The following is a 23,964-nucleotide window of genomic DNA, read 5'->3' on the forward strand; positions in this document are numbered from 1 at the left end:
GCTAAAGCCGCATCCGCTAATCTCTCTGCTGATAATGGGAATTAAAAGCATTGAGATTTTCCTGAATGTAATAGAAAAACAGATGCAGCTAATGCTGCGTTAGAATCAGACATGCCGGAAACATAATGCCTTTACATATGATAACACAAGCCAGGAGAAAATACCAGCGAATTGTAACCATGGTTTTCTATTCTGAGAAATATTTCTGTTCAAAAAAAAGCACTCTTCTAAAATTTTCTTTTAGAAAAGTGCCCTTTATTCACGCATGTTAAGAGGCTTATTATAAACTTAGTACAGCTTTGCCCCTGCCGGGATACTGTCATCCAGCATCAGAAGATTCAGTCCTTCGTGTCCGTCGTACTCGTACACGGCGCTGATCAGCATTCCCTCGGAGTCGATGCCCATCATCTTCCTGGGCGGCAGATTTGTGATCGCCACACAGGTCTTTCCCACCAGTTCTTCCGGCTCATAATACTCATGAATGCCGCTTAAGATCGTGCGTTTCCGGTCTGTTCCGTCGTTCAGTGTGAACTTCAGGAGCTTCTTACTCTTCGGAACTGCCTCGCATGCCTCCACCTTTACAACCCGGAAATCGGACTTGCTGAAGGTGTCGAAATCAACCATATCTTCAAATAAAGGTTCCACCTTCACTTTGGATAAGTCGATTTTCGCAAAAGTTTCGCAATTCGCAGCTTCGTTTCCGTTTTCCCCTTTATTTTCAACGGTTTTACCGCCAATGCTCTTCATTGTGGGAAACAGCAGCACGTCGCGGATTGCGGCGCTGTCTGTGAGCAGCATGCACATGCGGTCGATGCCGAATCCGATCCCGCCTGTGGGCGGCATACCGATCTCCAGCGCGTTCAGGAAGTCCTCGTCCGTGTGCTGGGCTTCCTCATCGCCTGCTGCCGCGTTGGCGTCCTGCTGGGCGAAACGCTCCCGCTGGTCGATGGGGTCGTTGAGCTCGGAGTAGGCGTTGGCCATCTCCCAGCCGTTCATAAAGAACTCAAAACGCTCCACGTAGTCCGGGTTGCCGGGCTTCTTCTTCGTGAGCGGGGAGATCTCGATGGGGTGATCCATGACGAAAGTGGGCTGGATCAGGTGCTCCTCCACATACTCCTCAAAGAACAGGTTCAGGATATCGCCCTTCTTATGGCGCTCCTCGTACTCGATGTGATGCTCGTCCGCCAGCTTTTTGGCGTCCTGCGTCGTCTCCACCTCATTCCAGTCAATGCCTGCGTATTTCTTCACAGCGCCCACCATGGTGATACGCTCAAAGGGCCTGCCCAGGTCCATCTCCACCCCGTTGTAGGTGATGGTGGTAGTGCCCAGCACTTCCTGAGCCACATGGCGGTACAGATTCTCCGTGAGATCCATCATGCCGTTGTAGTCTGTGTACGCCTGATAGAGCTCCATCAGGGTAAATTCCGGGTTGTGTCTCGTGTCCAGACCCTCGTTCCGGAACACCCGGCCGATCTCGTAGACTCTCTCCAGTCCGCCCACGATCAGCCGCTTCAGATACAGCTCCAGGGAGATGCGCAGCTTGAACTCCTCCCCCAGGGCGTTAAAGTATGTCTCAAAAGGTCTGGCGGCCGCTCCGCCGGCGTTGCTCACCAGCATGGGCGTCTCCACTTCCAGGAATCCCTGGCCGTCCAGGTACCGGCGGATGGCGCTGATGATGTGGGAGCGCTTGATAAAGGTGTCGCGCACCTCCGGGTTCATGATCAGGTCCACATACCGCTGGCGGTAGCGGGTATCGGTATTGGTCAGGCCGTGGTACTTTTCGGGCAGGATCTGCAGGCTCTTGGACAGAAGCTTCACCCCGGAGGCATGGATGGAGATCTCGCCGGTCTTTGTCTTGAAGACCTCTCCCTCGATGCCGACGATGTCGCCGATGTCCAGCTTCTTAAATTCCCTGTAGTTCTCCTCGCCCACGCTGTCACGGGCCACATAGGACTGAATATTGCCGCTCTGATCCAGCACATTACAGAAGGACGCCTTGCCCATCACGCGCTTCTGCATCACACGGCCCGCCAGGGAAACCTGTTTTCCCTCCATCTCCTCATAATGCTCCTTGATGTCAGCCGCATGGCATGTCACGTCGTATTTTGTGATGACAAACGGGTCTTTGCCGCCCGCCTGGAGCTCCGCCAGTTTATCGCGGCGCACCTTTCTGAGCTGGTTCACATCCTGTTCCTGTACGTTGTTCTGCTGGTTGGACACTGTATTCACTCCTTTTCTCTTCTCTGTCTTCTTACATGTATCTGCGCTAGATCGAACGCTCGATCCTGAGCACCTTGTATACAAGTTCTCCTGCCTGCGTCTCCACGGTCACGCTGTCGCCCTCCTTGTGGCCGAGCAGCGCCTGGCCTACCGGGGACTCGTTGGAGATCTTGCCCTGGAGGCTGTTTGCCTCGGTGGAGCCAACGATCTTGAACTCCATCTCCTCCTCGAATTCCTCGTCGTACACGGTCACCGTGCAGCCCACGCTGATCTTGTCCAGGTCGACCTCGTCCTCCACGACGACTTCCACGTTCTTGAGAAGCTTTTCCAGCTCCTCGATCCGCGCCTCGATGTCGCGCTGCTCGTCTTTGGCGGCGTCGTACTCGGCGTTCTCTGAGAGGTCTCCCTGCTCCCTTGCCTCTTTGATCTTGCCGGCGACCTCTTTCCTCTTGACCACCTTCAGGGTCTCAAGCTCTTCCTCCAGCTTTTTCAGACCTGCGTAGGTCAGGATCGTCTTTTTCTCTTCCATTTCCAATCTCTCCTATTCCTGCATTTTTTTCTGTCTATTTCACAGGAAATATTTCCTGTTTGAGTCTACTTTCACAATTTCAATATTATACAGAACAGCCCTTCTGCTGTCAATAGATTTCTGCCCGGTTTCAGGCCCGTTTCAGGCCCGCCCGGCTTTATCCATGTATATACAAAGGACGGCGGAAAAAGAACAGGACACCACCTTGTGATGCCCCGTCCTTTTCCTTTTTATGCAGTTTCTATCAGTTTTTCCATCAGGAGCTTCTCCAGCTCATGGTATGTCTCCACCCGGTTGATCTCCTCCCGCAGCCGGGCCGCGCCTTTCAGGCCCCGCGTATACCAGGAGACGTGGCTTCTCATCTCCCGGATGCCGGTGTACTCCCCTTTGTACTCCACCTGCAGCCGGGCGTGCCGCAGCATCATCTCCCGGATCTCAGGCACGGAGGGGCGGGGCGGGATCTGACCCGTCTCGTCATACGCTTTCAGTTCCCGGAAGATCCACGGATTGCCACGTGCGCCCCGGGCGATCATGACGCCGTCGCAGCCGGTCTCATCCATCATCCTGCGGGCGTCCTCCACGCAGGTGACGTCCCCGTTCCCGATGACCGGGATGCCCACGGCCTGCTTCACCTGGCGGATGATGTCCCAATCCGCCTTCCCGGCGTAGTACTGCTCCCTTGTCCGGCCGTGGACCGCCACGGCGGCTGCGCCGGCCTCCTCGATGATCCGGGCGATCTCCACCGCGTTGACGCAGGTGTCGTCAAAACCTTTCCGGATCTTCACGGTCACCGGCTTCTGAATGGCCTTCACCGTCCGGGAGACGATCTCGTAGACAAGGCGCGGGTTTTTCATGAGGGCGGATCCCTCCCCGTTCTTCACCACCTTGGGCACCGGGCAGCCCATGTTGATATCCAGGATCTGAAAGGGCCGCTCCTCGATGGCTTTGGCCTGCTCGCTGATCACCTCCGGTTCGGAGCCGAAGAGCTGGAGGGAGACCGGGTACTCCTGCGGGTGGATGGCCAGCAGGGCTTCTGTGTTCCTGTTTTTGTACTGGAGCGCCTTGGCGCTCACCATCTCCATGCACAGAAGGCCCGCGCCCTGCTCTTTGCACAGCAGACGAAATGGCAGGTCTGTCACACCTGCCATGGGGGCCAGCACATAGGGGTGCCTGATTGTGAGGCTGCCTATCTTCATCGCCTTACTTGTCCTTTCCGTCGTCCGGGCGTCTGCTCCGGAACCTGTTTTTCTCATAGATCAGCCGCAGTCCCTCCAGGGTCAGGTTGCGGTCGTAGATATCGATGCTCTCCGTGGCCTCGGCCAGGATATTCCCCAGGCCGCCGGTGGCCACCACCTTGGCGTCCGTGTAGCCGGACTCCTGCTTCATCCGGCTGATGATGTACTCCGTCTGGCCGATATAACCGTAGACAAGTCCCGCCTGCATGCTGGACACTGTCTCCCGGGCCAGGATGCTGTCGGGCTTGCGGATCTCAATCTCCGGCAGCATGGCCGCATCCCCCCACAGCGCCCGGGCGGAGGTTCGGATGCCGGGTGCGGTCACGCCCACGGCAAAGGTGCCGTCCGGCTCCACCAGGTCGTAGGTGGTGGCAGTACCGAAGTCCACCACGATGACCGGCCCGCCGTACAGGTAGTAGGCCGCCGCCGCGTCCACGATCCGGTCCGCGCCGGTCTGCTTCGGGTTCTCCGTCGCCACCCGGATGCCGGTCTTGATCCCGGCGGATACGATGATCGGCTTCCGGTCAAAATATTTGATGATGCAGCTTGCCAGGGAGTGCATGATATCCGGCACAACGGAGGCGATGATGATATCGTCCACCTCGTCCGGATCCTCCCCCTGGTTGCGTATCAGTTCCCGGATGGCGATCCCGTACTCGTCTGATGTGCGGGGCAGCTTCGTCGTCATGCGGAACTTTGCCGCAAGCTTCTCCCCGCGGAACAGTCCCATTGTAAAATTTGTATTTCCAACATCAATGGCAAGAAGCATCTTACGTCTCTCCCTCCTTCGTCCCTTCCGGATCCTCCCCCAGGAAAAAGACCCTGTAGTAGAGCTGCAGGGATTCCAGAAGCTCCGCCTTCTCCCGCTGCAGTTCCTTGATCTTCAGGGCGCTGCCGATCTCGTCGAACATGGGATCCCCCTCGGCGGATGTGACCTCAAAGCAGAGCTCCCCGCTCTCCTCGTACACAAGGGTGAGGATGCCGCCCACATCGTGGACATAGAGGACGCACATGATCTTCAGCTCGTCCTTCACATGATCCGGCAACTGCTCAAAGTCCGGGTTCAGATAGTATTTTTCCTCATAGGAATTGGCTCCGCAGAGCACGATCTTTCCATTATACATATCCATAGATTCCTCTCACAGAGACCTCGCCGGCGAACACGGCCTCCTGCCTGCCGTCCTCCCGGGTGACGAGAAGTTCCCCCTTCCCGTTGATCCCGGAGGAGATGGCGTTGTACTCGTGCCCCGGCTCCAGGATCCGCACCTGCTCTCCCACGTTCACGAGCAGGGCGTTGTAGTCGTCCCGCAGGCCGGAGAGGTCTCCTTCTTTCATAAATTTGTCGTAGCGCGCTTCAAACTTTTCCAGCACCGCCGCTATGAGCGCCGGGCGGAGGAACCGCCGTCCGCTCTCCAGCGCAAGGGACGTGGCCCGCTCCTGTATCTCTTCCGGGAAGCCGGTCCCGTTCACATTGATGCCCACGCCGATGACCACGTAGCGGACGCCGTCCATATCGGCGCTCATCTCTGTGAGGATGCCGCACAGCTTCCGGCCGCGGGCCACAATGTCGTTGGGCCATTTGATCCGGGCGTCCACGCCGGTCTGCTCCCGCAGGGCGTCCGCCACCGCCAGGGCCATGACCAGGGTGAGCATGGGCGCCTGCGCGGCCGGGATCTGCGGCCGCAGAAGGAGGGACATGTAGATGTCCCTTCCGGGCGGCGACTCCCACTGCCTTCCGCGCCGTCCCCTGCCCCCGCTCTGGGCGTCCGCCGCCACCAGGGTCCCGTGGGGCGCCCCCGCCTCCCCCAGCCTCCTGGCCTGGACATTGGTGGAGTCCGTCTCGCGAAAAGAAGAGACATTCCGCCCCGCCCACCGGGTGGAGATCCTGCTTTCGATCTCCGCCACGGACAGGATGTCCGGGCTCTCGCTTAAGCGATAGCCCCTGCTGCGGACTGCCTCTATCCGGTATCCTTCTTCCTTCAACTGCTCCATTACTTTCCAGACAGCAGTCCTGGAGACGTGAAAGCGCTCGCAGAGCTGCTGCCCGGATACGTATCCATCGCTCTTACGGAGCATGGACAGAATGTCTGTTTTCATCATATCCTACATTTCACCCAATGTGGCAACCATGATGGCCTTGATCGTGTGAAGCCGGTTCTCCGCCTCGTCGAACACGACGGACGCGCTGCCCTCGAACACATCCTCGGTTACCTCTTTTCCTTTATTTGCAGGCAGGCAGTGGGAGAAGAGCGTCGTCTCCTTTCCCGTCCGCTTCATCAGCTCTGCGTTCACCTGGTAGGGGAGGGCCAGCTTTGTCCTCTCCTGCTCCTTCTTCTCCTCGCCCATGGAGAACCACACGTCCGTATAGAGCATATCCGCGCCCTCCACGACGTCCAGCCGGTCGGATATCTCCACCGTGGAACCGGCGGCCGCGGCAAAGCCCCTGCATGTCTCCACCAGCTTCTCGTCCGGCCACAGGCTCTTTGGCGCCGCTACAGCTACGCTCACGCCCACTTTGCTGCATCCCACCAGGAGGCTGTTGGCCACGTTGTTGCGGCCGTCGCCCAGGTACACGACCTTCAGCCCCTTCAGGGAACCGAAGTGCTCTTTTAAGGTGAGGAGCGTGGCCAGACACTGGGTCGGGTGCCACTGGTCCGTCAGGCCGTTCCACACAGGAAGGCCGCTGTACTTTGCCAGGGCTTCCACGAAGGACTGCTCAAATCCCCGGTACTCGATGCCGTCGAACATGCGTCCCAGCACGCGGGCCGTGTCCTCGATGCTCTCCTTCTCGCCAAGCTGCAGTTCGCTTCCGGCCAGATATGTGGCTGTGGCGCCTTCGTCCTGGGCGCCGATGGTGAACGCGCACCTTGTCCTTGTGGACGGCTTCTCGAAGATCAGGGCGATGTTCTTCCCCTGCAGGCTGCGTCCTTTGATCCCCTGCTTCCTCTTCTGCTTCAGGTCCTCCGCCAGGTCTACGAGGTAGAGGATCTCCTCCGGTGTGAAATCAAGTAATTTTAAAAAGCTGCGTCCCTTTAAATTCATGGCATATACATTCCTTCCTGTGATTCATGTATACATCCCGGATCTGCGCGTCCTGTTTATGCACAAAAATGTATAAAAATGAGATGTACCGCTTACATCATAGCACTTATTTTATTTTTATGCAATATTTTTGTATATTTATACTGTTTTCTCTTCGGTCCCATCGGACGCGATCTCAGTCGCGGATTTCACGAGGCCCGCGATCCCCTGGATCTCGGAGGGGATGATGATCTTCGTGGCCTTGCCGTCCGCCGCTTTCTGGAACGCCTCCAGGCTCTTGATGGTCAGGACCGCCTTGTCCGCGCCCGCCTCTTTCAGGAACCGGATACCGTCCGCGTTGGCCTGCTGCACTTTGAGGATGGCCTCCGCCTGGCCTTCCGCCTCCTTGATGGTGGCTTCCTTCTGGGCCTCCGCCCGCAAGATCGCCGCCTGCTTCTCCGCCTCTGCGTCCAGGATCACGGACTGCTTCTGGCCTTCTGCCACGAGGATGGAGGACTTCTTCTCGCCTTCCGCCCGCAGGATCGCTTCACGGCGTTCCCGCTCCGCTTTCATCTGCTTCTCCATGGCGTCCTGGATGGCAGCCGGCGGGATGATGTTCTTGAGCTCTACGCGCTTTACCTTGATCCCCCACGGATCCGTCGCCACATCGAGGGTCGCCCGCATCTTGGTGTTGATGGTCTCCCTGGAAGTCAGCGTCTGATCCAGCTCCAGATCGCCGATGATGTTCCGGAGCGTGGTGGCCGTCAGGTTCTCGATCGCCATGATCGGGTTCGCCACGCCGTAGCAGAACAGTTTGGGATCTGTGATCTGGTAGAACACGACCGTGTCGATCCGCATGGTGACATTATCCTTTGTGATCACCGGCTGGGGTGCAAAGTCCACGACCTGCTCCTTCAAGTCCACCCGCCTTGCCACCCGCTCGATGAAGGGGATCTTGAAATGGATGCCAACGCCCCACGTAGCCTGGTACGCCCCGAGGCGCTCCACGACGAGGGCCTTGGACTGGGGCACGACTTTTACACAGGAGATCAGGATCAGCACCACAAAAATGATGAGTATGATTCCAACAATTGTTCCAAACATATCAGACTTCCTCCTTTTCCTTTACGATCAGTTTCACGCCCTGCACGCCTTCCACAGAGACGACCGCCCCCTCGGGGATCGTCCCCTCCTGTCCGTCTGTCCTGGCGGACCAGGACTCTCCGTCCACTTCCACCAGTCCCTGGCCTTTGATCGTGTCGATCCTCTCCAGGACGACGCCCTGCCTGCCGGTCATACTCTCCACATTTGTTTTCTGCCGGCGGCTGTTAAAATATTTCAGCGCCACCGGGCGCGTCAGTACGAGAAGCACGATGGACACCACAAGGAACAGTCCGATCTGGACCGGAAGCCCAAAGCCCAGTATGCCGGCCAGGAACGCGGCAAGGGATCCCGCCGCGAACCAGATGGTCGTAAGGCCCAGGGTGGCGATCTCAATGATCAGAAGAACGATACAGATGATGATCCAGTAAATCGGCGCCATGTCTCTCCCTCCTTCTCCTCTTGTTTATTCTATACTGTTTTTCTATGATGAAGCCTCCTCTGCCGGCCGGCCTCAAACATGAGCACGGTGGCGGCAATGGCGGCGTTGAGGGACTCGACTTCCCCCTCCATGGGGATGCGGATGTACGTGTCGGCCATATCTGCCACCTCCCGGCGCAGGCCGTTCCCCTCATTCCCGATGAGGAAGGCGCATCCCCCGGTGTAATCCTCCCGGTCGTAGTCTGTCTTCCCCTCCAGGTGGGCGGCGTAGGTGCGGATCCCCTTCTCTTTCATCTGTGCCAGCACTTCCGTCAGATCGTCCGCGTACAGGCAGGGCATCCGGAAAATGGAGCCCATGGTGGAGCGGATCGTCTTCGGATTGTAGAGATCCACGCAGTCCCGGCTCAGGATCACGCCGGTGACGCCGGCCCCCTCCCCGGTGCGCAGGATCGTCCCCAGATTGCCCGGATCCTGGAGGCCGTCCAGCACCATAAGAAGCGGCGCGCGCCCGTCCGGGCCCGCTTTGAACATCTCCTCCGGCCCTGCCTCCCGGCCTCTGTCCGCCACGCAGAGCACCCCCTGCGGGGTCTTTGTATCCGATACATATGCAAAGACGTGGTCGGAAAATACCTCCGGGCGCACGCCGGCCTCCCCGGCCTTCCTCTCCACCAGGTCCCGCTCCCGGGAGAGGAATTCTTCCGTCACGCAGATCTCCCGGATCCGCCCGGGCGGGATCTCCCGGAACATGCGCACTCCTTCTGTCAGAAATATGCCCTCTTCGTCCCTGGCCCTGCGCTTTTTCTGCAGGACAGCCAGGCGCTTTACCTTCTGGTTTGCTGTGCTTGTGATCATATACGCCTCTCGTCTGATATAAATACAGCCGCCTGCGCGTTACAGCAGCAGCGCAGACGGCCGGACAGATCCTCTCTCCTTACATCTTGAACCTGTACCCCACGCCCCAGATCGTCTCGATATACTGGGGGTTGGATGTGTCCATCTCTATCTTTTCACGGATCTTCTTGATATGCACGGTCACCGTGGCGATATCCCCGATCGATTCCATGTCCCAGATCTCGCTGAACAATTCATCCTTAGTATACACGTGATTGGGGTGGCTTGCAAGAAAAGTCAGCAAATCAAACTCTTTTGTCGTAAAATTCTTCTCCTCCCCGTTGACCCATACCCGGCGGGCTGTGGTATCGATCTTCAGCCCCCGGATCTCGATGACTTTATTGGCCTCCGCCGCGCTGCCCACAAGGCGCTCGTACCGGGCCAGGTGGGCCTTCACCCGGGCCACCAGCTCGCTGGGGCTGAAGGGTTTGGTCATGTAGTCGTCCGCCCCCAGGCCCAGTCCCCGGATCTTGTCAATGTCGTCCTTTTTGGCGGACACCATGATGATGGGCGTATTCTTCTTGGCCCGCACCTGCCGGCAGATCTCAAACCCGTCCACGCCCGGCAGCATCAGGTCCAGGATCAGCAGGTTGAACTCCCCGTCCAGCGCCCGGTCGAGCCCTGTCTGGCCGTCGTTGGCGACCTCCACCTCAAACCCGCTCAGCTCCAGGTAATCCTTCTCCAGATCTGCGATAGCCTCCTCATCTTCCACGATCAGTATCTTATTCATATACCGGCACCTCCTGATATTTCCGGAGTACAAAATACAGGGTCGTCCCCGTGCCTTCCCGGCTGGTGGCCCATATCTTGCCCCCGTGGTCTTCTATGATCTTTTTCACGACGGACAGCCCGATCCCGCTCCCCCCTTTGGAGGAATTCCGGGACGCGTCCGTCCTGTAAAACCGTTCAAATATGTTGGGAAGATCCCTGGCCGCGATGCCGCAGCCGTTGTCCTCCACCTCCACCTGGACAAAATCCCCCACGTCCTTCACCCGCAGGTTGATCTTGCCCGTGGCCTTGTCCATATACTTCAGCGAATTGTTGACGATGTTGTGGACCACCCGACGGATCTGCTCCGCGTCCGCGATGATCCGCACGTCCTCCTCCACGTAGTTGAAATAGCCGAACTCCACGCCCCGCTGCTCCAGCTCCAGGGACAGATCCTCCGCGCAGTCGTCAAAGTACCGGTTCACGAAGATCGTGTCAAAGTTGTAGGGGATGCGGTTCGTATCGATCTTGGAGTAAAACGTCAGCTCGTTGATGAGGGTGTCCATCTCCCCCGCCTTGTTGTAGATGGTGCGGACGTATTTTTCCACCTTCTGCGGCGTGTCCGCCACCCCGTCCAGGATCCCTTCCGCGTATCCCTTGATGGTCGTCACCGGCGTCTTCAGGTCGTGGGAGATATTGCTGATGAGCTCCTTGCTCTCTTTGTCAAAAGTCAGCTTCTCCTCCGCGCTCTCCTTCAGCCTCCTTCTCATCTCCTCAAAGTCACGGCACAACTGTCCCAGCTCATCGTCGGTCTCCCACTTCATCTCAAAGTCCAGGTTGCCCTCCTTGATGTACTGGGCCGCCTTCTGCATCCTGGAGAGGGGCTGGACCACGCTCTGGTAGATCCAAAGGACAAGCACCGTGGCGGTAAAGACAAGGACAAGGGCGATCACCAGGAGCACGTCAAAGGCAAACTCCCGGATCTCCGGGATCATATCCCCCACATCCGTGACAATGAAGGCGCTCCCCTGTGTCCCGTCGCCGTACCGGAAGTCCACCTGCTTGAGCAGCACCTGCAGGCCGCCGCCCAGATAGATGCCGCCGTCCGGATCAGTCACCGTGCTGCCGCGGGGCGGGAGGCGGCGGATCACGTCGCCGGACTCCTCAATCTCCCGGCCCATGTAGGTCACCGTGTCCTCCCTTCGCACGATGAGGAACGACTTCTTTTCCAGAAGCGTATCATTCAGTTCGTTCAGATATGTGGCGTCCTCCAGTTTCCCGGCATCCTGCCTGGCCGTCTCCTCCAGCTCCTCATAGGGCTCTATGGTGAGCTTCTCCAGCACCTGGATGGGATTGGCCAGCACTTCCACTGTCGTGCCGGTCAGGCCGTATGTCTTCTCGATGGCGCTGATCTGGTACCTCCCAAGCAGGAGCACGAAGAGGGAGGTGAGCGCCACCGGGATCATGATCACGGTGAGGAACGCGATGATCAGTCTCGTCTTAAACTTCATACTGTAATCCTCCATCTTTCATTTTAACATAAAAGGAGCGCTTCTTCGGAAGCGCTCCCTCATTTTTTATAAAAACTTTAGATTTTACAGATATGCCTTCAGCGCCTCCGCCTTGTCGGTCTTCTCCCAGGGCAGGTCCAGGTCTGTGCGGCCGAAATGTCCGTAGGCGGCCGTCTGCTGGTAAATGGGCCTGCGCAGGTCCAGCATCCGGATGATGCCCGCCGGGCGCAGGTCGAAGTTCCCGCGGATGATCTCCACGATCTTCTCGTCGGAAAGCCGCCCCGTGCCGAATGTATCCACAGAGATGGACGTGGGGTGCGCCACGCCGATGGCGTAGGAGAGCTGGATCTCGCATTTCTTCGCAATGCCTGCCGCCACGATGTTCTTGGCCACATACCGGGCCGCGTAGGCCGCGGAGCGGTCCACTTTCGTGCAGTCCTTGCCGGAGAAGGCGCCGCCGCCGTGGCGGGCCATACCGCCGTAGGTGTCCACGATGATCTTGCGCCCGGTCAGGCCGCTGTCACCGTGGGGACCGCCGATGACGAACCGGCCGGTCGGGTTGATAAAGAACTTTGTGTCCGCATCTGTCATGCCTGCCGGGATCACCGCGCCAAACACGTGCTTCCGGATGTCCGCATGGATCTGCTCCTGGGTCACGTCCGGGTCGTGCTGGGTGGACAGAACGACCGCCTCCAGCCTGGAGGGAACGCCGTTTTCATCGTACTCCACCGTCACCTGGGTCTTGCCGTCGGGGCGCAGGTAGGGAAGGGTCCCGTTCTTTCTCACCTCTGTCAGCCTTCTGGCCAGCTTGTGGGCCAGAGCGGCCGGGTAGGGCATCATCTCCGGCGTCTCGTCTGTGGCGTAGCCGAACATCATGCCCTGGTCGCCTGCGCCGATGGCGTCCAGTTCCTCCTCGGACATGCCGTGCTCCTTCGCCTCCAGCGCCTGGTCCACGCCCATGGCAATGTCGGAGGACTGCTCGTCAATGGCCGTGATCACGCCGCAGGTGTCCGCGTCAAACCCGAATTTTCCTCTTGTGTAGCCGATCTCCCGCACGGTGTCCCGCACGATCTTCTGAATGTCCACATAGGCGTTCGTGGTGATCTCGCCCATGACAAGCACAAGCCCTGTGGTCGTGCATGTCTCGCAGGCCACGCGGCTCATGGGATCCTGCTCAATGAGCGCGTCCAGGATGGCGTCCGAGATCTGGTCGCACATTTTGTCCGGATGGCCTTCGGTTACTGATTCGGATGTAAATAATCTCTTTTCCTTTTCCATTGTCTCTCCTTTTCTTTTCTCCCAGTTCAAACCCTGCGCATAAAAAGTCCGCTTATTTTGCAACAAGCGGACTGTCATACTCACAACGATCCTCTTATTGTTCGATCACTCGCTCAGGTTGGCACCTTCCGTCTCCGGGGTTGCCGCAGCTTCACAGATCCTTTGTATCTCCACTGCTCTGAATAAGAGAAATAGCATCTTGATATTGATTTTTAACAACTGTTACTCTACATGTTTTTTCCCGTCATGTCAAGCGGATTTTCGCGGGTTTTAACCCACCTTCAGCATAAACTTGCGGATCTCCTTCTCCGTGGACACCTTCTCGATGACCGCGCCCAGGCTCCGGAGTTTCTCCTCGAACCTCTCGTAGCCTCTCTGGATGTAGACGATGTCGTCCACAATGGTAATCCCGTCCGCCGCAAGGCCTGCGATACAGAGGGCCGCCCCTGCGCGCAGATCCGGCGCGCTCACTCTGGCGCCCGAGAATTTCTCCACGCCCTCAATGGCGGCGGAATTGCCCTCCACCTTCACGCTGGCGCCCATGCGTGCCAGCTCATCCAGGTACTTGAAGCGGTTCTCGAAAATGCTCTCCGTGATGATGCTCGTCCCCTCGCACAGAGCAAGGGTCACACCGATCTGGGGCTGCATGTCTGTCGGGAATCCCGGGTAGGGAAGGGTCTTCACATGGGTGCTCTTGAGCCGTCCCTTGGACACCACGCGCACCGCGTCGTCAAATTCTTCCACCTCGCAGCCGATCTCCAGAAGCTTGGCCGTCGTGGCTTCCAGATGCTTGGGGATCACGTTCAGCACCGTCACATCCCCCTTCGTGGCTGCCGCCGCAAACATGAAGGTGCCGGCCTCGATCTGGTCCGGGATCACGGAGTAGGACGTCCTGTGGAGCTTCTGAACGCCGCGGATGCGGATCACGTCCGTTCCTGCGCCGCGGATATTCGCCCCCATGCTGTTCAGGAAGTTTGCCACATCCACCACATGGGGCTCCTTGGCCACGTTCTCCAGGATGGTAAGGCCGTCCGCCATGGCTGCCGCCATCATCACATTGATGGTGGCCCCCACGCTGACCACATCAAAATAGATGTGCTTGCCCACCAGATGGGAAGCCTCGGCAATGATCTTCCCGTGCTCGATCTCCACGTCGGCCCCCAGGGCCCGGAAGCCCTTGAGGTGCTGGTCAATGGGACGGCTGCCGATATTGCAGCCTCCGGGAAGCGCCACCTCCGCATGCTTGTATTTCCCAAGAAGGGCGCCGAGCAAATAGTAGGACGCCCGGATCTTTTTGATATAGTCGTACTCGATATCAACGCTTGTCACGCTTTTTCCGTTGATCTTCACCGTGTGCCGGTCTACCCTGTGCACCATCGCCCCGATCCCGGCGATCGCGTCCAGAAGTACGTTGATGTCATTTACATCCGGAAGATTATCGATCATGACAGTTTCATCGCTCATTATCGCAGCCGCAAGGATCGCGAGGGCCGCGTTCTTTGCTCCGCCTATCTCCACCTCTCCGACAAGCGGGTTGCCGCCTTTAATAATATACTGTTCCATACCGCACCTCGATCATACTCTCTTTTTCTTCTATCTATCTGGTAGTATCCCGAATTATCTGTCTGAACATTCCTGGCAGCCCGGCTGCCGGGCTGGATTGCACTTCGTGCAATCATTATACCACGTGCGCAGGGAAGGGAGCGCTGCCGCAGGCAGCATTTACTTCCCAAGCCGTGGATTGCCGGTATAATCCCTGCGAAGCAGGGCAGCCCGGCTGCCGGGCTGGATTGCACTTCGTGCAATCATTATACCATACAGACTCTGTTTGTTAAATATTTTTTATATCTTTGAAAAACTTTTGTAACATTTAACTGCGGAATTGGTCGAAAAAAGGCTATTTCCCCAAAACCTTTAATACTTTACCAATTGTCTGCTCCAATGTCAACCCATCTTCGCAAATTGTAAGATCCGCGTATTTTTCAAACAGCTCCCGTCTCTCCTCGTAGAGGTCCCGGAGCGTCTGGTCTTCGCGGAGCGCAACGCCCCTGGCGCGTGGGTCCCCGATCCGCTCCTCGATCGTCTCAAAGGAGGCCTTCAGATACACCACTGTCCCGATCTTCTTATAATGTTCCATGGCGTTTTTGCAGTAGACAACGCTTCCGCCCGGCGAGATAATGCAGCGGCGGACGTCCACCTGCGCGTTGATCCGGTCCTCCACTTCCAGAAATCCGTCCGTTCCTCTCTCCCGGATGATCTCATGCAGGAGCTTTCCCTCTTTCTCCTGGATCAGGAGGTCCGTGTCCAGAAAGCCGTAACCGAGCCGCTTGGCGGCCACTACGCCCACCGTGCTCTTCCCGGCTGCCGGCATACCGATAAAGATGATATTATCCATACTCCCTTCTCCTTTTCGTCTTCTCTTACGTGCCCTCACTGCCCGCGGCGCCGCTCCCCAGCGGCCGCCGGCTTTACGGGATATTTAATGTATTATAGCACGAAACAGCCTCTTTTGTCTATGCTGCGGGCTGTAATGCAGCGCTGCTCCTGTTCTATTCTATGCAGAAGGGAGGCCTCCTGTCACCGGCCTCCCTCCTGTCTGCACGTCATCTAGTCATCGTCATCATCGTCGTCGCTGTCATCGTCGCTGCCATCGTCGTCACTATCATCGTCACCACCGTCATTATCACTGCCGTCGTCATCATCATCTGCGTCTGCCGGTGCATTCTGCGGGAGATCCTCCTGTGCCGTCGCATTCTGCTGCGGCGCCTCCTGCGCCGGCATCTCCGGGTCTTCCGATTCCGGAACAGGGGCCGGCACCGGCTCATCTGCTGATAAAATGTGGATATTGTAGTCAGCCAGATACGCCTCCAGATCCTCCGTCACTGCCTCCTGCGTTTCCTTCTCCCATGCGCTGTGCCCGGATGCCGCAGTGAGCCGGATCGCGCCGCCCTCCTGCAGATAGTTCATCCGGATCGCGCGGACAGCCAGCTCCCGCGCCGCTTCATACAGGTCTTTCCCCTCGATATCATACCCATCAAGCAGGATATCCCCATCCGCATCGAGCCCCTCTGCCCGGAGCACTTTCCCCGAATGGCTGATCTCCAGTTCCACCTCCGGGTTGATCTCTACCCGGAGCGTTCCGTAAGGAACAAAATGCTCCCGGTACTGCCATCCCCCGGCAGCCGCCAGGCAGATGCAGGCCGCCAGCGCCGCAACCGCCCGCAGGGCGCGTCTCCTGCGGCGTCGGAGCGCTTCCTTCGGATCCTGAAAGAGAACTGCCGTATGGATCCTCTCTCCTCTTTCATATCCATAGTTTGCCGCTTTGAGAAACCTGCCTTCGCTGTCCAGAAGGATCACATAGGCAGGATGTGTCTCCATGACCAGATAGGTTGTCTTCTCTTCCATATATTACAGCTCCATTCTTTCTTTTCCCCCGCCGGGAGAATACAGATGATAAAGATGTCCTCTGATGATCTCGTATCCGTTTGTAAATGCCACCAGTATCGCCACAACATATTTCCTGTGCCGCTCTATCGTTTTCCTCTCCACTCCGGAAGCCTGTGACAGCGCTCTTACAGGAAGCTTCCGCGTATCCAGAAGTTCGTCCAGAAGCGCCGGCATATTTCTTGCCGCCTCCAGGACACGCTGGCAGGCGCGCAGCGTCCTCTCCTGGCGGGGACAGTTATCCGCCACATCTGAAAACGAGATCCCGAATTCCTGCAGCTTCCTCTCAAATTCGTCAATCTCCTCACGTGCCGCGCTCCTGTCGTGCAGCGCCTGAATATGGTCTCTTGAGTCCTCCAGCATGTCTATCTTCATCGTGTCTGAACCGTCGTCTATCCCCTCATGCAGGGATGTGAGATTCCTGTGTCTCTTTTCCTTCCGGTAGTAATCGATGAGCCGGTTTCGTATCCCTCTTGCAGAATAGGGAAGGAATGCGCCTTTTCCTTTCTCATACCCAAGGATCGACTCATAGAAAGCCAGCATGGCAATGCTGAATTCTTCGTCCCTTCCCTCGGCGGGTGGCCGGTGCATAAACCTGGCTGTCTCTGACCGGATAAATCCCATATATTGGCGTATCATCCCGTCCGCCGCTTCCGGGTCGGATTTGGCCGCATATACCTGGTCAATGATATCATGTCCGTCCTTCATCCGTTCGCCCTCCTCAGTATATAGTACAGAATACGAAGAACAGTCCCTCTTTTCCGGGGTCTGAAAGCATAGTTATATTTAAATATACATGGAGATTGTAAAATCCGCGTTATGGATCTGTAAAATCTGCGTTATGGATTTGCAAAATCAGCCGCAGATATTTTTTCTTTACTTTTTTTATTTCCAACCCCGGTTTCTGATCTTTTGCCGCGTATTCTCAATCATACAAAACAAAAAAACACCAAAAAAGGAGTGAAATGTTATGAGAAAAAAACACACAGCATGTATCGTTGCAGCAATGGTATGTATCGGGTTAACGGGAGGGCTTCTCACGGGATGCAGCTCCGGCAGCACCCCGGCCACAGGAAATCCGGTCAGCGTACAGACCGCTTCGGAAGAGGGAGGCGGCGCTATCCTTCTCAAAGTAAATCCCGAGATTGAGATCTTCTATGACGCAGACGGACTGGTAACAAAGATCGAGGGGGAGAATGACGATGGCCGCTCTGTGATCGCGGACTATAAAGGCTATACCGGAAAGAGCTGCCGGGACGTGGTCCGGGAACTGGTCACACGGATCCATGACGCCGGGTACTTTGTAGAAGAAACAGAAGGCGAAGCCAGAAAGATCACCCTGGAACTTGAGAAAGGCTCCGTGCTTCCGGAAAAAGATTTCCTGAACAGCATTGCCGCAGATGTCGAAAGCTATACGGCCGCCGAGCACCTGAACTCCCCCGTCAACGTATACGATGACGATGACTGGGATGATGACCGGGATGACCGGGATGACTGGGATGACGACCGGGACGACTGGGACGACTGGGACGATGACCAGGACGATGACCGGGATGATGATCTTGACGACGACCGGGATGATGATCTTGACGACGACCGGGATGATGATCTTGATGATTAACAGATCAAGGCCTGGTGCCTGTTTAAAACAAGCTGCGGACTGTATGCCCGCAGCTTGTTTCTGTCAATAAAACTTCCTCCTGTATTTCCGGTGATCACAGCGTCTCTTATAGATTTCCTGGTAGAGCATGACCTGGATCAGCTCCCGCAGCCATTCGCCCGGTTCCTCCTCTTCTTCCTCCATCTTCTCACAGATGCGTCCGCACATGAGATGAAGCTGCAGTTTATCCGGATATTCATCATAAAGCATGCTGCCCTCATATTCCATGCGGTCGCACTCGTCCTCCACATAGGGAAGGGCCCGCCGGGCCGTCTCCGGATACAGGCTCTTCATGTACGCAAAATCCCGCCGCTCGATCCTCTCGTCATCATACAGAAGAGGCATCGGATATGCCATATAGTACGGTAATTTCCGCTCCATACACCCACGCTCCCGGTTGAAAATATCTTTCTGCTTACAGGATATTCTTTCCCTGGCAGTTTTGTTACACGCAGGCGTATATGTCAATTCGCAAAAGACAGAAAGGACCTGCCTTCCTCATATAATCCTCTGGCATTTTCTTCTCGCCTGTGCTATCATATGTAAAAGCATTATGTTTCCGGCATGTCTGATTCCAACGCAGCGCCAGCTGCATCTGTTTTTCTATTACATTCAGGAAAATCTCAATGCTTTTAATTCCCCATTATCAGCAGAGAGATTTGCGGATGCGGCTTTGGCAGGAAGGCGGACAGACAGTGCAGTCTCTTTGCAGTACATTTTCAAAAGGAGGCTGTGCGTATGGTAAATGCAGACAGGGCAAGGCCGGAAAGGGATCACATCCTTTCCAGGGAGGAGCGGATCCAGGAGATCCAGTCGTTCAATCTCCTGAGTGATGTGTTCATGTCCGTGGCGCTGAAAGACGTTCCGGCGTGTCAGCATATACTCCGGATCCTGACAGGCATCGACGACCTGAAGGTAAAGGAGGTGCGGACGCAGTATACCATCTCCCGGATCAAGACCCACTCCGTGCGGCTTGATGTGCTGGCGGAGACAGGAAAAGGGAAGCTGTATCATATCGAGATCCAGCGGAAGGATGAGATCGATCCGCCGAAAAGGATCCGGTACAACGGATCGCTGATTGACGCGGAGTTCCTGGCAAAGGGAGTGAAGTATGAGTCCCTGCCGGACAGGATCCACTTTTACATCAGCGAAAAAGACATCTATCACTGCGGAAGGGCGATCTACCCGATAGAGAAGGAACTTGGCGGCACAGGGCTTCCATATGACGACGGAGTCCATATCTTTTTTGTGAATGCGGCGGTAGACGACGGATCCCGGGTCGCCAAGCTGATGAAGTACTTTAAGTCGGCGGATCCGGACGATGACAGCGAGGGAGGATTATCGAAACGGGTGCGTTATCTGAAACGGGAAGAAGGAGGCGTGGATATCATGTGTGAAGTATCGGAAAGGATCCTGGAACGGGGCAGAAAGATCGGCGAGGAGCAAGGCAGGAAGATCGGTGAGGCGCAGGGCAGGAAGATCGGCGAGGAGAGAAAAGCCCGCTCTACCACCCTGAATCTCTCGCAGATGGGGCTGACGCCGGAGCAGATCGCCGGCGCAGTGGGCGAGAGCCTGGAACAGGTAAAGAGCTGGCTGGCGGGTGCGAAGCCGGCGAACTGACGCAGCAAGGGTGCCGCAAAGTCATGATCTGATGATTTTGCGGCACCCTCTTTTTCATGCGATACATCTCTGTTGTATACTATCACGCCCGCTCGCTGTAGTGATGCGCCTCCTCCAGCATCATATCCTTCACCTTCATCAGGCGGATCTGGGAACTTCGCTCATTCTCATCCAGCTTCATGGTGATATATTTGATCGTCTCCTGCGCCTGGGGAATGATCACGTGCTCCAGCGCGTTTACGCGCCGTCTTGTCTTTTCTATCTCCGCCGCCATGAGCTGGCAGGCCTTCTCCGTCTCAGCCAGCTTCAGCATGTCCGGCAGGATATCCGCCAGGGATTTTACCGCGCCGTCCAGGTCGCTGGATGTGAAGGCAAACCCATAGGAGTAGATATCATTCGCATCCGCCGTCCGCGTCTTTGTGTCAAACACCGGAATGTTGACGCTCATGACATTTTTCGTCCCGGCTTCCAGGCTGACCTGCTGCTTGGGCGCCATCAGCGCCGTGTGCAGCGTGGCTTCATCCATGCCTGCCCTGGCGATGACAAAATTTTTATTGGCGGACAGAATGCCTGCTTCCACCTTCTGCCGCAGCTCCATGTTCAGCCTCGCCAGATCCAGGAACTGACGCATCAGCTCATCGCGTTTATCCTTCAGGAGCTTGTGGCCCCTTCTGGCGGTGACAAGCTTTTTCTTGGTCTTCGTAAGCTCCATGCGGGTAGGAGTGATCTGTGTCGATGCCATATGCTTTCCTCCTTCTATATTCCACGTGCGCACGGCAGTTCCCGCCGCAGCCTGCACGGCTATTTCCGCTGTGTCCCGGCACAACCGCGCCGTGCACCAGCTCGATTACGCTAGCGCTTCATCTCGCTGCCGGGCGCACGCCCTATGCATCTTTGCGGAACTATCCGTATGCAGGCAGGCCTGCACGGCTATTTCCGCCGTGTCCCGGCACAATCGCGCCGTGCACCAGCTCGATGATCTTTGCTTCGGAAGATATCCTGCGCTCCGCTTAGGATATCTACTTTCACACTAGTCTCGACAATACCTCGCCAAGTGTTCAAGCATCGCTGCCGGGCGCACGCCCTATGCATCTTTGCGGAACTATCCGTATGCAGGCAGGCCTGCACGGCTATTTCCGCAAATCTGCGCACGGCTTACTGTTTCCCATAGTACAGATCCAGGTACTTGTCATCGATACGTTTCAGCTCGGATCTGGGCAGGATGGAGAGAAGCTTCCAGCCGATCTCCAGCGTCTCTTCTATAGAGCGGTCTGTGTGGTATCCCTGGGATACGTACTCCTTCTCGAACTCATCGGCGAACTTCGCGTAGATCAGGTCGATATCTGTCAGGGCCGCCTCGCCCAGGATCGTCATCAGCTCCTTGGCGTCCTTGCCGCGGGAGTATGCCGCGAAAAGCTGGTTCATTGTGTTGGAGTGATCCGCCCTTGTCTTGCCCTCGCCGATTCCCTTGTCTTTCAGACGGGACAGGGACGGGAGCACATCGATGGGCGGCTGCACGCCTTTTCTGTAGAGGTCGCGGCTTAAGATGACCTGCCCCTCCGTGATGTATCCGGTCAGGTCCGGGATGGGATGGGTCTTGTCGTCCTCCGGCATGGTCAGGATGGGGATCATGGTGATGCTTCCCGTCTTGCCTCTCTGCCTTCCGGCGCGCTCATACATCTGCGCCAGGTCTGTGTACATGTAGCCGGGGTATCCGCGGCGTCCGGGCACTTCCTTCTTGGCCGCGGAGATCTCGCGCAGGGCGTCCGCGTAGTTCGTGATGTCTGTCAGGATGACAAGCACGTGCATGTCCTTTTCAAAGGCCAGGTACTCGGCTGCAGTCAGCGCCATACGTGGTGTGGAGATACGCTCCACCGCCGGGTCGTTCGCCAGGTTGATAAAGAGGACCGTCCTGTCGATGGCCCCTGTCTCCTTAAAGGACTCAACGAAGAAGTTGGACTCCTCAAATGTGATGCCCATGGCCGCGAACACAACGGCAAACTTCTCATCCTTGCCCCGCACCTTTGCCTGCCTCGCGATCTGGGCAGCCAACTGCGAGTGGGGCAGGCCGGAACAGGAAAAGATCGGAAGCTTCTGCCCCCGGACCAGTGTATTCAGTCCGTCGATGGCGGAGATCCCTGTCTGGATAAACTCAGAAGGGTACACTCTGGCCGCCGGGTTCATAGGCAGGCCGTTGATGTCTCGCCTCTCCTCCGGCAGGATCTCCGGGCCGCCGTCCGCCGGGCGTCCCAGCCCGTCAAAGACGCGTCCCAGCATATCCGCGGACACGCCCAGTTCCAGGCTCCGTCCAAGAAAACGCACTTTGCTGTTGCTCAGGTTGATGCCCGCCGCATTCTCATAGAGCTGTACGACTACTTTGTCCCCGTCCACCTCAAGCACCTTGCAGCGGCGCTTCTCACCGTTGGCGAGCTCGATCTCGCCGAGTTCGTCGTATGTGACGCCCTCCACGCCTTTTACCATCATCAGCGGGCCGGCAACTTCCTGTATGGTTCTATATTCCTTTGGCATAATTAGAAGTCCTCCTTCCCGAATGCATCTTTGATCTCTTCTGCGAGTTCACCCATGATCTTCTCATACTCGCTCTCCACGTTCTCTTTCTCCGTGTATTTGTAACGGCCGATCTTCTCGCGGACGTCCATCCGAAGGAGCGCGTTCATGGATGCGCCTCCGCTGAGCGCCTCCATGGCCTGCTCGTAGAAGGCCAGCACAAGCTTCATCATGAGATACTGCTTCCGCAGCGGCGTGTAGGTGTCCACCTCGTGGAAGGAGTTCTGGTGAAGGAAGTCCTCACGGATGGATCTGGCTGCCTCCATCTTCAGCCTGTCGGCCGGAGACAGGGCGTCCATGCCTACCATCTGCACGATCTCCTCCAGCTCTGCCTCGTCCTGCAGAAGGCTCATCATCTTCTGACGGTCTTCCATCCAGTCAGGCGCCACCTGCTCATTGAACCAGCCGCTGACATTGTCCAGATACAGGGAGTAGCTGGTCAGCCAGTTGATGGCCGGGAAATGTCTCTTATAGGCCAGGTTGGAATCCAGTCCCCAGAACACTTTTACGATACGCAGGGTCGCCTGGGAGACAGGCTCCGATGTGTCACCGCCCGGAGGCGATACGGCTCCGATCACGGACAGGGAGCCTTCCCTGCCATCCCTGCCGAGGGCCACCACATGGCCGGCCCGCTCGTAGAACTCCGCCAGGCGGGATCCCAGATAGGCGGGGTAGCCCTCCTCACCGGGCATCTCCTCAAGACGGCCGGACATTTCACGCAGGGCCTCTGCCCACCGGGATGTGGAGTCAGCCATCAGGGCCACCGAGTATCCCATGTCACGGAAATACTCCGCGATCGTGATGCCGGTGTAAATGGACGCCTCACGGGCGGCAAACGGCATATCCGACGTATTGGCGATCAGGACTGTCCGCTCCATCAGGGACCGTCCTGTCTTCGGGTCTTTCAGCTCCGGGAACTCGTTCAGAACGTCCGTCATCTCGTTGCCGCGCTCGCCGCAGCCGATGTAGACGACGATGTCCGCCTCCGCCCATTTTGCCAACTGGTGCTGGATCACGGTCTTGCCGCTTCCAAAAGGTCCCGGCACGGCCGCCACGCCGCCTCTGGCGATGGGGAAGAAGGTGTCAATGACTCTCTGTCCGGTGACGAGAGGCACATCCAGGGGCAGTTTCTTCACATAGGGGCGCCCCCTTCTTACGGGCCACTTCTGCATCATGGTCAGTTCCCTGTCCCCTTCGGGAGTCGCGATGACCGCTACGGTCTCCTCCACGGTAAATGCGCCGGAGCGGATCTCTTTCACCGTTCCTTTCACCCCGACAGGGACCATGATCTTCTGCTGGACGATCTCCGTCTCCTGGACCGTTCCCAGAACGTCGCCGGCTTCCACTTCGTCCCCCTCTTTAGCCACGGGAACGAACTCCCACTTCTTATCTCTTTTGAGAGCGGCAACCTCCACGCCTCTTTGCAGGTTGTTGCCCGAGATCTTCATAATATCGTCAAGGGGCCTCTGGATGCCGTCATAGATGCTGGCGATAAGGCCGGGCCCCAGTTCCACGGACATGGGGGCGCCTGTGGATTCCACCGGCTCTCCCGGTCCCAGCCCCGAGGTCTCCTCGTATACCTGGATGGACGCCTCGTCCCCGTGCATCTCTATGATCTCACCGATCAGGCGCTGCCTGCTGACGCGCACCACGTCGGACATATTCGCGTCACGCATGCCGGACGCGATGACCAGCGGTCCCGCTACTTTTTTGATCGTACCTGTACTCATAATGGAC

23 protein-coding genes and 1 riboswitch are annotated in these 23,964 nt (G+C 57.1%); of the genes, 2 read left to right on the forward strand and 21 right to left on the reverse strand.

Annotated elements, in window-relative coordinates:
- Positions 1–288: 288 nt before the first annotated feature.
- The 17 genes from lysS to H6A20_RS07740 form a co-directional block, all read right to left on the reverse strand.
- Positions 289–2,220: a lysine--tRNA ligase gene (gene lysS / locus H6A20_RS07660; protein WP_204906551.1), complete on the reverse strand. Its 1,932-nt coding sequence runs from the start codon at positions 2,218–2,220 to the stop codon at positions 289–291.
- 46 nt (positions 2,221–2,266) lie between these two features.
- A complete protein-coding gene (gene greA / locus H6A20_RS07665; protein ID WP_204906552.1) occupies positions 2,267–2,749 on the reverse strand; it encodes a transcription elongation factor GreA in 483 nt (160 codons plus the stop codon).
- A gap of 230 nt (positions 2,750–2,979) precedes the next feature.
- Positions 2,980–3,945, reverse strand: coding sequence for a tRNA dihydrouridine synthase DusB (gene dusB / locus H6A20_RS07670; protein ID WP_204906553.1), 966 nt, complete (start codon positions 3,943–3,945; stop codon positions 2,980–2,982).
- Positions 3,946–3,949: 4 nt separating this feature from the next.
- Positions 3,950–4,753 carry a type III pantothenate kinase gene (locus H6A20_RS07675; protein WP_204906554.1) on the reverse strand — a complete coding sequence of 268 codons (804 nt, stop codon included), beginning with the start codon at positions 4,751–4,753 and terminating at the stop codon, positions 3,950–3,952.
- A gap of 1 nt (position 4,754) precedes the next feature.
- On the reverse strand, positions 4,755–5,108 hold the full coding sequence (locus H6A20_RS07680) for a DUF6145 family protein (RefSeq protein WP_204906555.1): 354 nt from the start codon (positions 5,106–5,108) through the stop codon (positions 4,755–4,757).
- Positions 5,101–6,084: a biotin--[acetyl-CoA-carboxylase] ligase gene (locus H6A20_RS07685; protein ID WP_338106638.1), complete on the reverse strand. Its 984-nt coding sequence runs from the start codon at positions 6,082–6,084 to the stop codon at positions 5,101–5,103. Before H6A20_RS07685 ends, H6A20_RS07680 begins: the two co-directional genes overlap by 8 nt.
- Positions 6,085–6,087: 3 nt before the next feature.
- Positions 6,088–7,026, reverse strand: coding sequence for an ornithine carbamoyltransferase (argF, locus tag H6A20_RS07690; protein ID WP_204906556.1), 939 nt, complete (start codon positions 7,024–7,026; stop codon positions 6,088–6,090).
- 138 nt (positions 7,027–7,164) lie between these two features.
- A complete protein-coding gene (locus H6A20_RS07695) occupies positions 7,165–8,109 on the reverse strand; it encodes an SPFH domain-containing protein (protein WP_204906557.1) in 945 nt (314 codons plus the stop codon).
- Between the two features lies 1 nt (position 8,110).
- Positions 8,111–8,548, reverse strand: a complete 438-nt coding sequence (locus H6A20_RS07700) for an NfeD family protein (RefSeq protein WP_204906558.1) — start codon at positions 8,546–8,548, stop codon at positions 8,111–8,113.
- Between the two features lie 29 nt (positions 8,549–8,577).
- On the reverse strand, positions 8,578–9,399 hold the full coding sequence (locus H6A20_RS07705) for a TrmH family RNA methyltransferase (protein WP_204906559.1): 822 nt from the start codon (positions 9,397–9,399) through the stop codon (positions 8,578–8,580).
- A 79-nt stretch (positions 9,400–9,478) separates the two neighbouring features.
- Positions 9,479–10,168, reverse strand: coding sequence for a response regulator transcription factor (locus H6A20_RS07710; RefSeq protein ID WP_204906560.1), 690 nt, complete (start codon positions 10,166–10,168; stop codon positions 9,479–9,481).
- A complete protein-coding gene (locus H6A20_RS07715) occupies positions 10,161–11,657 on the reverse strand; it encodes a sensor histidine kinase (protein ID WP_204906561.1) in 1,497 nt (498 codons plus the stop codon). Before H6A20_RS07715 ends, H6A20_RS07710 begins: the two co-directional genes overlap by 8 nt.
- An 84-nt stretch (positions 11,658–11,741) precedes the next feature.
- Entirely contained in the window at positions 11,742–12,935 is a 1,194-nt protein-coding gene (gene metK, locus H6A20_RS07720) for a methionine adenosyltransferase (protein WP_204906562.1), read from the reverse strand.
- Positions 12,936–13,026: 91 nt separating this feature from the next.
- Positions 13,027–13,124, reverse strand: a riboswitch (SAM riboswitch).
- An 81-nt stretch (positions 13,125–13,205) separates the two neighbouring features.
- The gene (locus H6A20_RS07725; protein WP_204906563.1) at positions 13,206–14,498 is read right to left on the reverse strand and encodes a UDP-N-acetylglucosamine 1-carboxyvinyltransferase; all 1,293 of its coding nucleotides are present in this window, start codon (positions 14,496–14,498) and stop codon (positions 13,206–13,208) included.
- 334 nt (positions 14,499–14,832) lie between these two features.
- Positions 14,833–15,330 (reverse strand): shikimate kinase, encoded by a 498-nt coding sequence (locus H6A20_RS07730; RefSeq protein WP_204906564.1) that lies wholly within the window; start codon positions 15,328–15,330, stop codon positions 14,833–14,835.
- Between the two features lie 212 nt (positions 15,331–15,542).
- Positions 15,543–16,340: an anti-sigma-I factor RsgI family protein gene (locus H6A20_RS07735; protein WP_204906565.1), complete on the reverse strand. Its 798-nt coding sequence runs from the start codon at positions 16,338–16,340 to the stop codon at positions 15,543–15,545.
- 3 nt (positions 16,341–16,343) lie between these two features.
- Positions 16,344–17,087, reverse strand: coding sequence for a sigma factor (locus H6A20_RS07740; RefSeq protein ID WP_204906566.1), 744 nt, complete (start codon positions 17,085–17,087; stop codon positions 16,344–16,346).
- Positions 17,088–17,349: 262 nt separating this feature from the next.
- Here H6A20_RS07740 and H6A20_RS07745 point away from each other — a divergent pair, with 262 nt between their 5' ends.
- Positions 17,350–18,000 carry an anti-sigma-I factor RsgI family protein gene (locus tag H6A20_RS07745; protein ID WP_204906567.1) on the forward strand — a complete coding sequence of 217 codons (651 nt, stop codon included), beginning with the start codon at positions 17,350–17,352 and terminating at the stop codon, positions 17,998–18,000.
- Positions 18,001–18,063: 63 nt separating this feature from the next.
- Here the strand turns inward: H6A20_RS07745 and H6A20_RS07750 are convergent, their stop codons facing one another.
- Positions 18,064–18,420: a hypothetical protein gene (locus H6A20_RS07750; protein WP_204906568.1), complete on the reverse strand. Its 357-nt coding sequence runs from the start codon at positions 18,418–18,420 to the stop codon at positions 18,064–18,066.
- A 357-nt stretch (positions 18,421–18,777) separates the two neighbouring features.
- On the opposite strand from H6A20_RS07750, the gene H6A20_RS07755 reads away from it, so the two are divergent.
- Complete coding sequence (locus H6A20_RS07755) at positions 18,778–19,659, forward strand: hypothetical protein (protein WP_204906569.1); 882 nt, start codon at positions 18,778–18,780, stop codon at positions 19,657–19,659.
- A gap of 82 nt (positions 19,660–19,741) precedes the next feature.
- Here the strand turns inward: H6A20_RS07755 and H6A20_RS07760 are convergent, their stop codons facing one another.
- From H6A20_RS07760 to H6A20_RS07770, 3 genes are all read right to left on the reverse strand, one after another.
- On the reverse strand, positions 19,742–20,401 hold the full coding sequence (locus tag H6A20_RS07760) for a V-type ATP synthase subunit D (protein WP_204906570.1): 660 nt from the start codon (positions 20,399–20,401) through the stop codon (positions 19,742–19,744).
- A 413-nt stretch (positions 20,402–20,814) separates the two neighbouring features.
- Positions 20,815–22,188 (reverse strand): V-type ATP synthase subunit B, encoded by a 1,374-nt coding sequence (locus tag H6A20_RS07765; RefSeq protein ID WP_204906571.1) that lies wholly within the window; start codon positions 22,186–22,188, stop codon positions 20,815–20,817.
- 2 nt (positions 22,189–22,190) lie between these two features.
- Entirely contained in the window at positions 22,191–23,957 is a 1,767-nt protein-coding gene (locus tag H6A20_RS07770; RefSeq protein WP_204906572.1) for a V-type ATP synthase subunit A, read from the reverse strand.
- Positions 23,958–23,964 lie beyond the last annotated feature (7 nt).

The sequence above is a fragment of the Mordavella massiliensis genome (assembly GCF_016901695.1).
GTDB lineage: Bacteria > Bacillota > Clostridia > Lachnospirales > Lachnospiraceae > Claveliimonas > Claveliimonas massiliensis_A.

Coding starts and splice junctions, on each gene's coding strand:
- greA (WP_204906552.1), bottom strand. CDS start 2,749: ATGGAAGAGAAAAAGACGATCCTGACCTACGCAGGTCTGAAAAAGCTG.
- dusB (WP_204906553.1), bottom strand. CDS start 3,945: ATGAAGATAGGCAGCCTCACAATCAGGCACCCCTATGTGCTGGCCCCC.
- H6A20_RS07675 (WP_204906554.1), bottom strand. CDS start 4,753: ATGCTTCTTGCCATTGATGTTGGAAATACAAATTTTACAATGGGACTG.
- H6A20_RS07680 (WP_204906555.1), bottom strand. CDS start 5,108: ATGTATAATGGAAAGATCGTGCTCTGCGGAGCCAATTCCTATGAGGAA.
- H6A20_RS07685 (WP_338106638.1), bottom strand. CDS start 6,084: ATGATGAAAACAGACATTCTGTCCATGCTCCGTAAGAGCGATGGATAC.
- argF (WP_204906556.1), bottom strand. CDS start 7,026: ATGAATTTAAAGGGACGCAGCTTTTTAAAATTACTTGATTTCACACCG.
- H6A20_RS07695 (WP_204906557.1), bottom strand. CDS start 8,109: ATGTTTGGAACAATTGTTGGAATCATACTCATCATTTTTGTGGTGCTG.
- H6A20_RS07700 (WP_204906558.1), bottom strand. CDS start 8,548: ATGGCGCCGATTTACTGGATCATCATCTGTATCGTTCTTCTGATCATT.
- H6A20_RS07705 (WP_204906559.1), bottom strand. CDS start 9,399: ATGATCACAAGCACAGCAAACCAGAAGGTAAAGCGCCTGGCTGTCCTG.
- H6A20_RS07710 (WP_204906560.1), bottom strand. CDS start 10,168: ATGAATAAGATACTGATCGTGGAAGATGAGGAGGCTATCGCAGATCTG.
- H6A20_RS07715 (WP_204906561.1), bottom strand. CDS start 11,657: ATGAAGTTTAAGACGAGACTGATCATCGCGTTCCTCACCGTGATCATG.
- metK (WP_204906562.1), bottom strand. CDS start 12,935: ATGGAAAAGGAAAAGAGATTATTTACATCCGAATCAGTAACCGAAGGC.
- H6A20_RS07725 (WP_204906563.1), bottom strand. CDS start 14,498: ATGGAACAGTATATTATTAAAGGCGGCAACCCGCTTGTCGGAGAGGTG.
- H6A20_RS07730 (WP_204906564.1), bottom strand. CDS start 15,330: ATGGATAATATCATCTTTATCGGTATGCCGGCAGCCGGGAAGAGCACG.
- H6A20_RS07735 (WP_204906565.1), bottom strand. CDS start 16,340: ATGGAAGAGAAGACAACCTATCTGGTCATGGAGACACATCCTGCCTAT.
- H6A20_RS07740 (WP_204906566.1), bottom strand. CDS start 17,087: ATGAAGGACGGACATGATATCATTGACCAGGTATATGCGGCCAAATCC.
- H6A20_RS07745 (WP_204906567.1), top strand. CDS start 17,350: ATGAGAAAAAAACACACAGCATGTATCGTTGCAGCAATGGTATGTATC.
- H6A20_RS07750 (WP_204906568.1), bottom strand. CDS start 18,420: ATGGAGCGGAAATTACCGTACTATATGGCATATCCGATGCCTCTTCTG.
- H6A20_RS07755 (WP_204906569.1), top strand. CDS start 18,778: ATGGTAAATGCAGACAGGGCAAGGCCGGAAAGGGATCACATCCTTTCC.
- H6A20_RS07760 (WP_204906570.1), bottom strand. CDS start 20,401: ATGGCATCGACACAGATCACTCCTACCCGCATGGAGCTTACGAAGACC.
- H6A20_RS07765 (WP_204906571.1), bottom strand. CDS start 22,188: ATGCCAAAGGAATATAGAACCATACAGGAAGTTGCCGGCCCGCTGATG.
- H6A20_RS07770 (WP_204906572.1), bottom strand. CDS start 23,957: ATGAGTACAGGTACGATCAAAAAAGTAGCGGGACCGCTGGTCATCGCG.